At 69.6% G+C, this 14,375-nt stretch carries 11 protein-coding genes; all 11 read left to right on the top strand.

Features of this window, described 5'->3' with window-relative positions:
* Positions 1–54 precede the first annotated feature (54 nt).
* The 11 genes from FB560_RS03275 to FB560_RS03325 all read left to right on the top strand — a co-directional run bounded on the left by FB560_RS03275 (position 55) and on the right by FB560_RS03325 (position 14,351).
* Positions 55–813, top strand: coding sequence for an HAD family hydrolase (locus tag FB560_RS03275; RefSeq protein ID WP_141871044.1), 759 nt, complete (start codon positions 55–57; stop codon positions 811–813).
* Positions 810–3,320, top strand: a complete 2,511-nt coding sequence (locus FB560_RS03280; protein WP_141871045.1) for a glycoside hydrolase family 65 protein — start codon at positions 810–812, stop codon at positions 3,318–3,320. The genes FB560_RS03275 and FB560_RS03280 overlap by 4 nt, the downstream gene beginning before the upstream one ends.
* Positions 3,321–3,373: 53 nt before the next feature.
* Entirely contained in the window at positions 3,374–5,749 is a 2,376-nt protein-coding gene (locus tag FB560_RS03285) for a DNA polymerase III subunit gamma and tau (RefSeq protein ID WP_141871046.1), read from the top strand.
* On the top strand, positions 5,749–6,342 hold the full coding sequence (gene recR / locus FB560_RS03290) for a recombination mediator RecR (protein WP_141871047.1): 594 nt from the start codon (positions 5,749–5,751) through the stop codon (positions 6,340–6,342). The genes FB560_RS03285 and recR overlap by 1 nt, the downstream gene beginning before the upstream one ends.
* A gap of 34 nt (positions 6,343–6,376) precedes the next feature.
* Positions 6,377–7,300: a DMT family transporter gene (locus FB560_RS03295; protein ID WP_141871048.1), complete on the top strand. Its 924-nt coding sequence runs from the start codon at positions 6,377–6,379 to the stop codon at positions 7,298–7,300.
* A gap of 102 nt (positions 7,301–7,402) precedes the next feature.
* Positions 7,403–8,683, top strand: a complete 1,281-nt coding sequence (locus tag FB560_RS03300; RefSeq protein ID WP_141871049.1) for an aspartate kinase — start codon at positions 7,403–7,405, stop codon at positions 8,681–8,683.
* A 133-nt stretch (positions 8,684–8,816) separates the two neighbouring features.
* A complete protein-coding gene (locus FB560_RS03305; protein ID WP_141871050.1) occupies positions 8,817–9,887 on the top strand; it encodes an aspartate-semialdehyde dehydrogenase in 1,071 nt (356 codons plus the stop codon).
* Between the two features lie 197 nt (positions 9,888–10,084).
* Positions 10,085–11,512, top strand: coding sequence for a malate dehydrogenase (quinone) (gene mqo, locus FB560_RS03310; protein ID WP_407662559.1), 1,428 nt, complete (start codon positions 10,085–10,087; stop codon positions 11,510–11,512).
* A gap of 6 nt (positions 11,513–11,518) precedes the next feature.
* Complete coding sequence (locus FB560_RS03315) at positions 11,519–12,172, top strand: thymidine kinase (protein WP_141871052.1); 654 nt, start codon at positions 11,519–11,521, stop codon at positions 12,170–12,172.
* Positions 12,173–12,295: 123 nt separating this feature from the next.
* A complete protein-coding gene (locus FB560_RS03320) occupies positions 12,296–13,021 on the top strand; it encodes a FadR/GntR family transcriptional regulator (RefSeq protein ID WP_141871053.1) in 726 nt (241 codons plus the stop codon).
* Between the two features lie 70 nt (positions 13,022–13,091).
* Positions 13,092–14,351 (top strand): alpha-hydroxy acid oxidase, encoded by a 1,260-nt coding sequence (locus FB560_RS03325; protein ID WP_141871054.1) that lies wholly within the window; start codon positions 13,092–13,094, stop codon positions 14,349–14,351.
* Positions 14,352–14,375: the final 24 nt, after the last annotated feature.

Here is a 14,375-nt window from a genome sequence, read left to right on the forward strand (position 1 = left end):
GGCACAGTGGCACGGAGAGGTGCCGACCTTTCGCCCCTTCTCCTGGAGGCTCCTGTGCCCGAAGCCCTTCCCGATCTGCTCGCCGCGGACGGCGTGCTGTTCGACCTCGACGGCGTGCTCACGCCGACCGCCGAGGTGCACATGCGCGCCTGGAAGGTCGTGTTCGACCAGGTGTTCGCGCAGTGGGGGATCACCCCCGCCTACTCGGATGCCGACTACTACGACTATGTCGACGGCAAGAAGCGCTACGACGGCGTGGCCAGCCTGCTGCACAGCCGCAACGTGGAGGTCCCCTGGGGTGACGTCGACGACGCCCCGGAGGCCGAGACGATCTGCGGCATCGGCAACCGCAAGAACGCGGCGTTCGCCGCGTCTCTGCGCGCGGAGGGCATCGCGCCGTATCCGGGCTCGCTCGCCGTCGTGCAGGCCCTGCACACCGCGGGAGTGCCGCTCGGCGTGGTGTCGAGCTCGAAGAACGCCGAAGAGGTGCTCGGCGCAGCCGATCTCCGCTCCTACTTCCGCGTGGTCGTCGACGGCGTCGTCGCCGAGCGCGAGAACCTCGCGTCCAAGCCCGCTGCCGACATGTTCCGCGCCGGTGCGGTGAACCTCGGCGTGGACCCGTCCCGCAGCATCGCGGTGGAGGATGCCACGTCGGGCGTCGCCTCGGCCGCCGCAGCCGGTTTCGCCGACGTCATCGGCGTCGACCGCGGCGCCGGTGCCGATGCCCTGCGCGCCGCCGGTGCCACGGTCGTCGTGGACGACCTCTCCCGCTTCCTCCCGCTCACCCCGAACCACACCACGGAGACCGCATGATCGACCGCGACCGCTTCCCCGTCGACCCGTGGCGTCTCGTCGAGACGCGCTACTCGGAGGAGGGTGTCGGCGAGACGCTGTTCTCCGTCGGGAACGGCTACCTCGGCCTGCGCGGCAACCACATCGAGGGCCGCGGTGCGCACGAGCACGGCACGTTCATCAACGGACTGCACGAGACCTGGCCGATCCGTCACGCCGAGCAGGCGTACGGCTTCGCCGAGGTCGGCCAGACCATCGTCAATGCGCCGGACGCGAAGGTCATGCGCGTGTACGTGGACGACGAGCCGATCTCGTTCGATGTGGCCGATGTGCGCGAGTACCGCCGCACGCTCGACATGCGCACGGGTGTGCTCGAGCGCATCGTGGTGTGGGAGACGCCGTCCGGGAAGCGCGTGCGCATCCGCGATGAGCGCATCGTGAGCTTCGAGGAGCGCCACCTCGCGGTGCTCCGCCTCGAAGTGGTCGTCGAGAACTCCGACGCCCCCGTCACGATCAGCTGCCAGCTGCTGAACCGTCAGGACGGGGCGGGCGTCTACGCCGGCACCCCCGTCGCGGCGAAGAAGCCGGCAGGGTTCGACCCGCGCAAGGCGGAGAAGATCGCTGACCGCGTGCTGGAGCCGGCAGAGCACTGGCAGGACGGCCTGCGTTCGGCGCTGTCGTACCACGTCGCGGATTCCGGGATGACGGTGGCCGTCGTGGCCGACCACATCATCGAGACCGAGAACGAGTACAACGCGCGCACCCTGATCGAGGCCGACATCGCCAAGAACGTGTTCCGCGTGCAGGCGAAGGCCGGGGTCCCGATCAATGTCACGAAGCTCGTGAGCTATCACACGTCACGCGGTGTGCCGCCGCGGGAGCTCGTCGACCGCTGCCGCCGTTCGCTCGACCGCGTGATCGTCGAGGGCGTCGAGACGCAGTTCCAGCGTCAGCAGGAGTGGCTCGCCGCGTTCTGGGAGCGCAGCGACGTGCAGATCGGCGGACGCGACGACCTGCAGCAGGCCACCCGCTGGTGCCTGTTCCAGCTCGCTCAGGCATCGGCCCGCGCCGACGGCACCGGAGTGCCGGCGAAGGGCGTGTCCGGCTCGGGCTACAGCGGCCACTACTTCTGGGACACCGAGATCTACGTCCTCCCGTTCCTGACCTACACGTCGCCGCAGTGGGCGCGCAACGCGCTGCGCGCCCGCGTGCACATGCTGCCGGCCGCGCGCCGTCGCGCCGCACAGCTCAACGAGGCCGGCGCCCTGTTCCCGTGGCGCACGATCAACGGCGAGGAGGCCTCGGCGTACTACGCCGCCGGCACCGCGCAGTACCACATCAACGCCGACGTCAGCTTCGCGCTCGGCAAGTACGTGCGCGCCACGGGCGACGAGGAGTTCCTGCGCCGGGAAGGTGCGGATGTCGCGGTCGAGACCGCGCGGCTGTGGGCGACGCTGGGCTTCTGGCGCAGCTCGCGACTGGTCGAGGAGGTCGGTGCGGATGACGGCATCCAGACCTTCCACATCCACGGCGTGACCGGGCCGGACGAGTACACGACGGTCGTGAACGACAACCTCTACACGAACGTCATGGCGCGCTACAACCTGCGCTACGCCAGCCGCATCGTGCGCGAGATCGCCGAGAGCTACCCCGAGGACTACGCCCTGCTGGTCGAACGCACGGGGCTCGGCGAGGGCGAGGCCGAAGCGTGGGAGCGCGCGGCCGAGGCCATGTTCATCCCGTACAGCGAGGCCCTCGGCATCCACCCGCAGGACTCGCTGTTCCTCGAGCGCGAGGTCTGGGACCTGGCGCACACGCCCGACTCGCAGCGCCCGCTGCTGCTGCACTTCCACCCCCTCGTGATCTACCGCTTCCAGGTCCTGAAGCAGGCGGATGTCGTGCTCGCACTGTTCCTGCAGGGCAACCACTTCTCGCCGGAGGAGAAGCGCGCCGACTTCGACTACTACGACCCGCTGACCACCGGCGACTCGACGCTGTCGGCCGTGGTGCAGTCGATCCTCGCGGCCGAGGTCGGCTACCAGGACCTCGCGCTGGAGTACTTCTCTCAGTCGCTGTTCGTCGACCTGCACGACCTCCACCACAACGCGGCGGACGGCGTGCACGTGGCCTCGGCCGGTGGCGTGTGGACGGCGCTGGTGTGCGGCTTCGGAGGCATGCGCGACTACGCCGGCGAGCTCAGCTTCGACCCGCGGCTTCCGGCCGGATGGCCTTCGCTGTCGTACCCGCTGCAGTGGCAGGGATCCGCGGTGCAGGTGACGATCACGAAGGACGAGCTGCGGGTGCAGGTGCGCTCGGGCGATCCGGTGCCGTTCACGGTGCGTGATGAGGCGTACATCGCCACGGTCGACGCCGAGGTCGTGGTGCCGCTCGCCGACCAGGGACCGCTGATCCCCGGACGCCCGACGCTGCGGCAGTTCGCGGATGCCCGTCGCGAGGACGGCACTCGTCTGTCGGCCTCCGTCCCCGTGATCACGACCGCGATCCCGGTGATCGAGCCCATCGACTGAGAGGTGCAGGCAGGAGCCCGCCGAACGTCCGTGGCACGCCGTAGGCTGTTGAGGTGACCACAGCCCTCTACCGCCGCTACCGCCCCGAGACGTTCGGCGAGATGATCGGGCAGTCCCAGGTGACCGATCCCCTGATGACGGCGCTGCGCGGCGATCGCGTCGGTCATGCCTATCTCTTCTCCGGACCGCGCGGATGCGGCAAGACGACCTCCGCCCGTATCCTCGCGCGCTGCCTGAACTGCGCGGAGGGTCCGACCGATGTCCCTTGCGGCACCTGCCCGAGCTGTGTGGAGCTCTCCCGTGCAGGCGGCGGATCGCTCGACGTGGTCGAGATCGACGCCGCGAGCCACAACGGCGTCGACGACGCCCGTGACCTGCGCGAGCGCGCGACCTTCGCCCCGAGCCGCGACCGGTACAAGATCTTCATCCTCGATGAGGCGCACATGGTCACCCCGCAGGGGTTCAACGCGCTGCTCAAGCTCGTCGAGGAGCCGCCGGAGCACGTGAAGTTCATCTTCGCGACCACCGAGCCCGAGAAGGTGCTCGGCACCATCCGCTCGCGCACGCACCACTACCCGTTCCGACTCGTGCCACCTGCGGCGATGCTCGAGTACGTCGAGAAGCTCTGCACCGAAGAGGGCGTCCTGGTGGAGCAGGGCGTGCTGCCGCTCGTCGTCCGAGCCGGTGGTGGCTCCCCGCGTGACACGCTGTCGCTGCTCGACCAGCTGATCGCCGGCTCCGACGCACCCGCAGGTTCTCCCACGGTCACGGTCGGCTATGCCCGTGCCGTCGCGCTTCTCGGCTACACCCACGGTGCTCTGCTGGATGAGATCGTCGACGCGCTCGCCGCGGCGGACGCGGCTGCGGCCTTCCCCGCGATCGATCGCGTGGTGCAGACCGGCCAGGATCCGCGTCGCTTCGTCGACGATCTGCTGGAGCGTCTGCGCGACCTCATCGTGATCGCGGCCGTCGGAAGCGGTGCCTCCGCGGTTCTCCGCGGCATCGCCGACGATGAGCTCGAGCGCATGCGCGGTCAGGCGCTGGGCTTCGGGGCCGCACGTCTGTCGCGCACCGCCGACGTCGTCAGCGCCGCACTCGACGACATGTCGGGGGCGACGTCGCCGCGTCTGCACCTCGAACTGATGGTCGCGCGCGTCCTCGCCGCGGCGACGGACGCGGCGGCACCGGCCGTCACCTCGGCGCCGGCGGCCGCGCCCGTCGCACGCGCCACGGCGGCCGGTGTGCCGCAGGCCCAGTCGGCACCTCCGGCCGCTGTCGCTCAGGCGACGCCGGCTCCTGCCCCGGCGGCTCCCGCGGCCCAGGCGGCCCAGGCGGCCCAGGCGGCGGAAGCTCCGGTGCCGACGACGGCTCAGGCGCCGTCGGTCGCCACTGCCGACGAGGCGCCGACCGCTCCCGCATCGGTGGATGTCGACGCGCCGGCGCCTGTCACCACGCCGACCGGGCCGGTCACGTTCGCCCGTATCACGGCGGTGTGGCCCGCGGTCCTCACCCGACTCGAGACGATCAGCCGTTCGTCATGGCTGGTCGTCACCGCCGTGCAGCCGCTGGCCTACGACACGGACAGCGAGGTGCTCACCCTCGGGTTCGCCAGTCAGCACGACGTCGGCAAGTTCAAGGGCACCACGCCCGGCGCCGGCACCTCCGACCACCTCCGCACGGCGATCGAGCAGGAGCTCGGCGTGCGGGTGAAGTATCTGCCGGCACCGCTGCCCGCACCGGGGACATCTGGCGTCTCCGGAGGATCTGCAGCGACGTCGGACTCGCCTCCCCAGAACTTATCCGCGTCGAAGGACTCAGCCCCGTCGAAGGATTCGACTCCGTCAAGGGATTCGGCCCCGTCGGCCGCGAAGTCCTCGGCTCCCGCTCCCTCACGTCCGCAGTCGCACGGTGCCTCCGCGCCCGCGGTCACGGAGTGGGCTGTCGCTCCGATCCCCGCGGGCGAGCCGGGAGGGGTGCCGCTCAGCGCTCCCCAGGCGCCGCTGCCGGTCGACGAAGAGCCTGAAGAGGTCGAAGCAGCGGCATCCGCTCCGACGCCGCCGACCGACGGCGTCGTCGACAGGGGAGAGCCGCCTCTTCCGGGCGACGACGACGTGCCGTATTTCGACGACGAGCCGCCGTACGACCCCTCGTACGAGCCGGCGCCGTCCCCGGGTCAGGGAGTGTCTGGGCGCGGTGCATCGTCCGCGCCGGTCCCGTCCGCCCAGGCGCCCGTTCAGGGCCCCGCCTCGAACGCGGCGGCGCGAGTGGCCGCCCCGCCGGCACCCCGTTCCGCACCCGCTCCGACCGTCACCGAGCGCACGCCCACCGTGGGAGGCGTGCAGCGCTACGGGGAGGCCGTGATCCGCCAGGTGCTCGGCGCGACATTCGTGCGCGAAGAGCCCTATGAGCCCCCGACGAGGTTCGCCTGATGTACGACGGCATCGTTCAGGAACTGATCGACGAGTTCGGCCGCCTTCCGGGGATCGGCCCGAAGTCCGCGCAGCGCATCGCGTTCCATATTCTGCAGACACCGACCTTCGACGTCGCGCGCCTCTCGGAGCTGCTCCGCGACATCCGCGACCGCGTGAAGTTCTGCGACGTGTGCGGCAACGTGTCCGAGCAGGACCGCTGCGCGATCTGCCGTGACCCGCGGCGCAACCAGACGCTCATCTGCGTCGTGGAAGACGCCAAGGACGTCTCGGCGATCGAGCGCACCCGAGAGTTCCGCGGGCTGTATCACGTGCTCGGGGGCGCCATCAGTCCGATCGCCGGCGTCGGTCCCGACGACCTGCGCATCACCCAGCTGATGACGCGTCTCGCCGACGGCACGGTGCAGGAGGTCATCCTCGCGACCAACCCGAACCTCGAGGGAGAGGCGACCGCCAGCTATCTGAGCCGCCTTCTCACGACCATGCAGATCACGGTCTCGCGTCTCGCATCCGGGCTTCCTGTGGGCGGCGATCTGGAGTACGCCGACGAGGTCACCCTGGGGCGTGCCTTCGAGGGCCGGCGAGTCCTGTGACCGGTGCCGTCTCCTCTCCGCGCGTGGTGAGGCGGTGAACGCGGGCGGCGGGTTCTCCCGCCGCGGATGGCTGCTGTTCGGCGCCATGGCGCTGTTGTGGGGTGTGCCCTACCTCTTCATCAGCATCGCGGTCGAGTCGATCTCGCCCGCGGCCATCGTGGCGGGCCGCACCCTCATCGCGGCTGTGCTGCTCCTGCCGTTCGCGATCCGCAGCGGAGCTCTGCGCGCCGCGTGGAAGCTCTGGCCCTGGGTTCTCGCGTTCGGGGCCGTCGAGATGGCGGGACCGTTCCTGCTGCTCGGGCACGCCGAGATGACGCTCCCCTCCGGGATGACGGGGCTGCTCGTCGCCACCGTCCCGCTGTTCGCCGCACTGATCGCGCTGGGCGGTGGGGATCGCGGCGTGCTGAAGCCCTCGCGGGCGATCGGTCTGCTCGTCGGCTTCCTCGGCGTCGCGATCGTGGTCGCCGGTCCCGGCCTCTTCGGCGGACAGGTGAGTCTGCTCGCGGCCGGCGAGGTGCTGCTCGTCGCGATCCTCTACGCGACCGCGCCCTTCATCGTCGCGCGCAAGCTCGGCGATGTGCCCTCGCTGGGCACGATCACCCTGTCGCTGCTGATGATCGGTGTGTTCTACCTGCCCATCGGCGCGTTGACACAGCACGAGGTCCCGACGCTGCCCTCGCTCTTCGCGCTGCTGGCGCTCGCCGTCATCTGCACCGCGGTGGCCTTCCTCGCGTTCTTCGCGCTCATCCGCGAGGTCGGACCGGTGCGTGCTCCGCTGTTCACCTACGTCAATCCGGTCGTGGCGATCCTGCTCGGGGCGCTCGTGCTCGCCGAGCCCCTCACGCCCGGTCTGCTCGTCGGGTTCCCCCTCATCATCGCCGGGTGCTGGTTCGCCGCGACGGGCGGACGGCTGCGGCCACCGCCCCCGGTGTCCGTTCCGCTTCCGCCTGCTCCGTAGGTCGAGCGGAGCCTCCCCTCGGTCGTCACATGCGCACCGGGGCATATGGGCCGATCGTAGAATGAGCGTGGGCGGATCCGCCCGACATCCCAGGGAGTGATCGTGGCCCTCATCGTGCAGAAGTACGGCGGCTCGTCCGTCGCCAACGCAGAGAGCATCAAGCGCGTCGCGAAGCGCATCGTCGACACCCGTCGTGCCGGCCATGACGTGGTCGTCGCCGTCAGCGCGATGGGCGACACGACGGATGAGCTTCTCGACCTCGCGAACGAGGTCGCGCCGATCCCGGCGCCGCGTGAGCTCGACATGCTGCTCTCCAGCGGTGAGCGCATCTCGATGGCGCTGCTGGCGATGGCCATCCACTCGATGGGCTTCGAAGCGCGCTCCTTCACCGGCAGCCAGGCCGGCATGATCACGGACTCGCAGCACGGTGCCGCACGCATCGTCGATGTGACGCCGGTGCGTCTGCGCGAGGCCCTCGACGAGGGCGCGATCGTCATCGTCGCCGGTTTCCAGGGGTTCAACCGCGACACCCGCGACATCACCACGCTCGGCCGTGGCGGCTCGGACACGACCGCGGTGGCTCTGGCTGCGGCGCTCGACGCCGACGTCTGCGAGATCTACAGCGACGTCGACGGCATCTTCACGGCCGATCCCCGCGTGATCCCGCGGGCGCAGAAGCTCGATCACATCTCGAGCGAGGAGATGTTGGAGCTTGCCGCCAACGGCGCGAAAGTGCTCTACATCCGCGCCGTCGAGTACGCACGCCGTCACGGCGTTCTCATTCACGCCCGGTCGACGTTCTCGTCGTCCGAGGGTACGTACGTTCTGGGCGAGGGCATGAAGAACCCGCGCGAAGCCGAGGGAGCAGACATGGAAGAACCGATCGTCGCGGGCGTCGCCACCGACTTCAGCCAGGCCAAGATCACCGTCGCGGGTGTTCCCGACGTCCCGGGCAAGGCGGCCGAGATCTTCAAGATCGTCGCCAAGTCCGGCGCCAACGTCGACATGATCGTGCAGAACGTGTCGGCCACCGGACGCACCGACATCTCGTTCACCGTGCCGAAGGCCGACGCCGCCGCCGCGCTCAAGGCCCTCGCGGGGGAGCAGAGCGAGGTCGGTTTCCAGAACCTCGTGCACGACGACCAGATCGGCAAGCTCTCCGTGGTGGGCGCGGGCATGCGCACCCACTCCGGTGTCTCGGCGGTGCTGTTCGAGGCGCTGTCCGCCGGCGGCATCAACATCGAGATGATCTCGACCTCCGAGATCCGCATCTCGGTGGTGCTGCGCGGAGACGACCTCGCCGAGGCCGCTCGCACCGTGCACACCGCGTACGGTCTGGACGGCGAGTCCGACGCCACCATCCACGCCGGCACCGGTCGCTGACTCCGGGCGGCCCCTCCTCCGCGGGTCGCGATAGACTCGCCGGAACCCTGACATCGGCGCCAGGCGCGGCATCCGCATCCCGACGCCGCGCCTTCCGCCTCGTACGCCGCACTGCACGACGCCAAGGAACATCATGACCCGCATCTCCGACTCAGGACTCTCCGTCGCCATCGTTGGCGCCACCGGCCAGGTGGGCACCGTGATGCGCGAGATTCTCGCCGAGAGGTCGTTCCCGATCCGGGAGCTGCGCCTGTTCTCCTCGTCGCGTTCCGCGGGCACGGCGATCGAGTACGGGGGAGCGACGGTCATCGTCGAGGACGTCGAGACGGCGGATGCCGCGGGCATCGACATCGCTCTCTTCTCGGCCGGCGCCACCGCGAGCCGGGCCTACGCGCCCCGTTTCGCCGAGGCCGGAGCCGTCGTCGTCGACAACTCCAGTGCCTGGCGCAACGACCCCGAGGTTCCGCTCGTGGTCAGCGAGGTCAACCCCCACGCGATCGACGATCGCCCCAAGGGCATCATCGCGAACCCGAACTGCACGACCATGGCCGCGATGCCGGTGCTCAAGGTACTCGACGCCGAGGCCGGACTCGAGCGCCTGATCGTCTCGACCTACCAGGCCGTCTCCGGCTCCGGCCTCGCCGGCGCGCAGGAGCTCCTGGGCCAGGTCGAGGGCGTCCTCGCTCAGGGCGACACGCTGCGCCTGGTGCACGACGGCTCGTCCGTCGACTTCCCGCAGCCCGAGAAGTACATCGCGCCGATCGCCTTCGACGTCATCCCGTTCGCCGGCAACCTGGTCGACGACGGGCAGAACGAGACCGACGAGGAGAAGAAGCTCCGCAACGAGAGCCGCAAGATCCTCGAGCTGCCGGCGCTCCGCGTGGCCGGCACCTGCGTGCGCGTCCCCGTCTTCACCGGACACTCGCTGTCGATCAACGTCGAGTTCGCTCGCGACATCACCCCCGAGCGGGCCCGCGAAGTCCTCTCCGTGGCACCGGGCGTGGTCGTCGAAGAGGTTCCCACCCCGCTGTATGCCGCGGGCAAGGACCCGAGCTACGTGGGCCGCATCCGTGCCGATCAGTCCGCCCCCGAGGGTAAGGGGATCGTGCTGTTCATCAGCAACGACAACCTGCGCAAGGGTGCCGCGCTGAACGCAGTGCAGATCGCCGAGGTCCTCGCGGAGCGACTGAGCGTCTCCGCCTGATCTGCCGAACGGCCGCACCTTGTGCGGCCGTTCGCACGTTCTGCGGCCGTGATCCGGCTATCGGGCCGCAGAGCTGCTATCCGTCGGTCGGGATCCACACCGCAGGAAGCCGCCGGATGGTTCGGGGCGCCGCGCCTCCGAACTAGACTGTTCTGGTGACCGAAACCGTCGATGTCGTCCTGATCGGTGGTGGCATCATGAGCGCCACCCTGGGTACTCTGCTGCATGAATTGCAGCCGGAGTGGAAGATCGTCGCCTTCGAGCGACTCTCCGAGGTGGCTCAGGAGAGCTCCAACCCCTGGAACAACGCGGGTACCGGCCACGCCGCACTGTGCGAGCTGAACTACATGCCGCAGGGTGACGGACCGCTGGACCCGGCCAAAGCCGTCTCGATCAACGAGCAGTTCCAGCAGAGCCGCCAGTTCTGGTCCTCCCTCGTCGACAGGGGTGTGCTCGACGCGCCCTCGACGTTCATCAACGCGACGCCGCACATGACGTTCGTGCGCGGTGAGAAGGATGTCGCGTACCTCAAGGCCCGCTACGAGGTGCTCAAGGAGCAGCCGCTGTTCGCCGGCATCGAGTACAGCGAGGACTCCCGCGTCATCAACAAGTGGGCCCCGCTGCTGATGCAGCAGCGCCGCAAGGGCGAGCCCTTCGCGGCGACGCGCGTACCCGCGGGCACCGACGTCGACTTCGGCGCGCTCACGCATCAGCTCTTCGACCACCTCACCGAGTCGGGCGTCACGCTGCGCACGAATCACGAGGTGCGCAACCTGAAGAAGCAGAAGGACGGCACCTGGCTCGTCAAGTACCGCAACCGCATCGGCGGTACGCCCAACGAGATCAAGGCGCGCTTCGTCTTCGTCGGTGCCGGCGGCTGGGCGCTCAAGCTGCTCCAGAACTCCGGGATCCCCGAGATCAAGGGGTACGGCGTCTTCCCGATCGGCGGACAGTTCCTCAAGACCACGAATCCGCAGGTCGTCGCTCAGCACAAGGCGAAGGTCTACTCGCAGGCGTCCGTCGGCGCGCCCCCCATGTCGGTGCCCCACCTCGACACGCGTGTGGTCGACGGCGAGGCGTCGCTCATGTTCGGCCCGTTCGCGACGTTCAGCCCGAAGTTCCTGAAGAACGGTTCGATGCTCGACATCGTCTCGCAGGTGCGGACGCACAACCTGCTGCCGATGCTGCAGGTGGCCGTCAAGAACCCCGACCTGATCACGTACCTGATCGGCGAGCTGCTGAAGAACCACGCGAAGAAGGTCGACAGTCTGCGCACCTTCATGCCCACCGCGAAGGACGAGGACTGGACGCTCATCGACGCCGGTCAGCGCGCGCAGGTGATGAAGAAGGATCCCGAGAAGGGCGGAGTGCTGCAGTTCGGCACCGAGGTCGTCGCCGCATCCGACGGATCGATCGCCGGACTCCTGGGTGCATCGCCCGGTGCATCCACCGCGGTCCCGATCATGCTGAGCCTGCTGAAGTCCTGCTTCCCCGAGGAGTACCCCGGCTGGGAGGCGGAGCTGCGGGCGCTGATCCCCACGTTCGGCGAGCAGCTGAACAAGGACGCCGCCCTCGCGGAGGAGTCGACGACGGCGACCGCCGCCACTCTCGGCATCAACGTCTGAGAGACCGTGGCCAAGCTCTACTTCCGCTACGGCGCGATGAACTCGGGCAAGTCCACCGCACTGCTCCAGGCCGCCTACAACTACGAGGAGCGCGGGCAGCATGTGCTGCTCGCCAAGCCCGCGATCGACACCAAGGGTGCGGGCGAGATCGCGAGCCGCCTCGGCGTCACCCGCGCGGTGGACTTCCTGATCGCGCCGGATGACGATGCCCGCGCCCTGTTCGCGCGCAACCGTGAGCGGGCCCGACGCTCGGCGGAAGACGAGCTGCTGCCCAGCGGGCCCGTGGACGTGGCGTGTCTGCTGGTGGACGAGGCGCAGTTCCTCACCCCCGAGCAGGTCGACGACCTGTTCCGGATCGCCGTCGAGGACGGCATCCCCGTGATGGCGTACGGCATCCGCAACGACTTCCGCACGCACGCGTTCCCCGGCTCGGCCCGGCTGCTGGCGATCGCGCACTCGCTGGAGGAGCTCAAGACCATCTGCCGTTGCGGCCGCAAGGCGGTCTTCAACGGGCGCGTGATCGGCGGACGGTTCGTCTTCGACGGTGACCAGGTCGCGATCGACGAGGGAGCCGACGGCTCCGCGGCTCCCGAGCTGACGACCTACGAGTCGCTCTGCGGCACCTGTTATCTCGAGGAGTCCGGCGGACGCCTGGGCTGAGCCCGCCGTCCCCTCTCTCCCCATCAGGCCCTGCGATGCGGCGGCGGGGGAGGTGCTTCCGCACGCGGTGTTTGCGTGGTCTGACCACACGCGATACTCTGTGGTCTGACCACAGGAGGCCAGATGGCGGAGCAGCCCGCGCGTGCATGGCGACTCGTTCTCGAGCGCATCGAGAGCGACCTCCTCGACGGTCGACTCGGCCCCGGCGACCGCCTGGCCTCGGAGCGGGACCTCGCCACCGATCTCGGCGTCGGTCGCTCGAGCGTCCGCGAGGCGTTCCGCGTGCTCGAGGTCATGGGGCTGATCCGCACGGCCACCGGCTCGGGCCCGCAGTCCGGGGCGATCGTGATCGCGACGCCCACCGGCGGCATGTCGGCTCTCCTGCGCCTCCAGGTCGCCGCGCAGGGCTTCCCGCTGCAGGACGTGGTCGAGACCCGGCTCGTGCTGGAGGATGCCGTGGTCGCCGCACTCGCCGCGGCTGACGAACGCGACACGACGCGCGCACACCGGCTGCTCGAGGCGATGGAGGAGCCCGACCTGACGCCGGGGGAGTTCCTGGCGCTCGACGCGCAACTGCACCTCTCGCTCGCGGAGTCCAGCGGCAACGCGGTCATCGCGGCGATGATGGCGGGGTTGCGCTCTTCCATCGAGTCCTACGTGCAGGCGGGCGCCGCGTCGATCCCGGACTGGTCCGCCATGGCATCCCGACTGCGCGGCGAACACCGGGCGCTGATCGCCGCCATCGATGCGGGGGAGGCAGACGTGGCGCGCACTCTCGTGCACACCCACATCACCGGCTACTACGAGCACGCCCTGGGCTCCCGCACGCACGGAGCCCGCACGCACTGAGCCCGACCCCGAACACTCCCTGAGCCCGTCTCAGGGCCCGCTACCGAGAACCACGACTGAGAGGAACACCATGGTCCAGCGCCAGGTTCCCAATCCCGCAGAACTCCTCGATCTGATGAAGTTCAAGAAGCCCGAGCTGAACGGGCGCAAGCGTCGCCTGGACGGTGCGCTCACGATCGACGATCTGCGCACGATCGCCCAGCGCCGCACGCCCAAGGCGGCGTTCGACTACACGGATGGCGCGGCCGAGGGCGAGCTCTCGCTGACGCGCGCGCGGCAGGCGTTCCAGGACGTCGAGTTCCACCCCGGCATCCTCCGCCCGGCACCCGATGTCGACACGAGCGTCGACATCCTGGGTGGCCCGTCCGCCCTGCCGTTCGGCATCGCGCCGACCGGCTTCACGCGTCTGATGCAGACCGAGGGCGAGGTCGCCGGTGCAGGAGCCGCGGCGGCCGCCGGCATCCCCTTCACCCTCTCCACCCTGGGCACCACCTCGATCGAGGGCGTCAAGGCGGCCAACCCGGCCGGACGCAACTGGTTCCAGCTGTACGTGATGCGCGACCGCGAGATCTCCTACGAGCTCACGCGTCGCGCCGCCGCTGCCGGATTCGACACGCTCCAGTTCACGGTCGACACCCCGGTCGCCGGCGCCCGCCTGCGCGACAAGCGCAACGGCTTCAGCATCCCGCCGCAGCTGACTCTGGGGACCATCATCAACGCGATCCCGCGTCCGTGGTGGTGGTTCGACTTCCTCACCACCCCGAAGCTCGAGTTCGCCTCGCTCAGCACCACGGGCGGCACGGTCGGCGAGCTGCTCGACGCCGCGATGGACCCGACCATCAGTTACGACGACCTCGCCGTCATCCGCGACATCTGGCCAGGCAAGCTCGTCATCAAGGGTGTGCAGAACGTCGAGGACTCGGTGCGCCTGCGCGATGCCGGCGTCGATGGCATCGTGCTGTCGAACCACGGCGGACGTCAGCTCGACCGTGCGCCGATCCCGTTCCACCTGCTGCCCGAGGTGCGCCGGGCCGTCGGAGACGACTTCACCGTGATGGTCGACACCGGAATCATGAACGGTGCCGACATCGTCGCCGCTGTCGCGCTCGGGGCCGACTTCACGCTCATCGGCCGCGCCTACCTCTACGGGCTGATGGCCGGCGGACGGCAGGGCGTCGATCGCACGATCGCCATCCTGCGCAGCGAGATCGAGCGCACGATGCGACTGCTCGGGGTGGCGTCTCTCGCCGAGCTCGAGCCTTCGCACGTGACCCAGCTCACGCGCCTGGTGCCGGTGTCACGCGCCGCGACCGAGGTGAACGCCCGCTGACACCTCCGGGCGCCCGCGCCGGCT

Source organism: Microbacterium saperdae (assembly GCF_006716345.1).
GTDB classification, from domain to species: Bacteria; Actinomycetota; Actinomycetes; order Actinomycetales; family Microbacteriaceae; genus Microbacterium; species Microbacterium saperdae.

Bases quoted from the DNA above. Each gene is read 5' to 3' on its own strand.
- FB560_RS03280 (WP_141871045.1), top strand. From the start codon at position 810: ATGATCGACCGCGACCGCTTCCCCGTCGACCCGTGGCGTCTCGTCGAG.
- recR (WP_141871047.1), top strand. From the start codon at position 5,749: ATGTACGACGGCATCGTTCAGGAACTGATCGACGAGTTCGGCCGCCTT.
- FB560_RS03305 (WP_141871050.1), top strand. From the start codon at position 8,817: ATGACCCGCATCTCCGACTCAGGACTCTCCGTCGCCATCGTTGGCGCC.
- mqo (WP_407662559.1), top strand. From the start codon at position 10,085: ATGAGCGCCACCCTGGGTACTCTGCTGCATGAATTGCAGCCGGAGTGG.
- FB560_RS03320 (WP_141871053.1), top strand. From the start codon at position 12,296: ATGGCGGAGCAGCCCGCGCGTGCATGGCGACTCGTTCTCGAGCGCATC.
- FB560_RS03325 (WP_141871054.1), top strand. From the start codon at position 13,092: ATGGTCCAGCGCCAGGTTCCCAATCCCGCAGAACTCCTCGATCTGATG.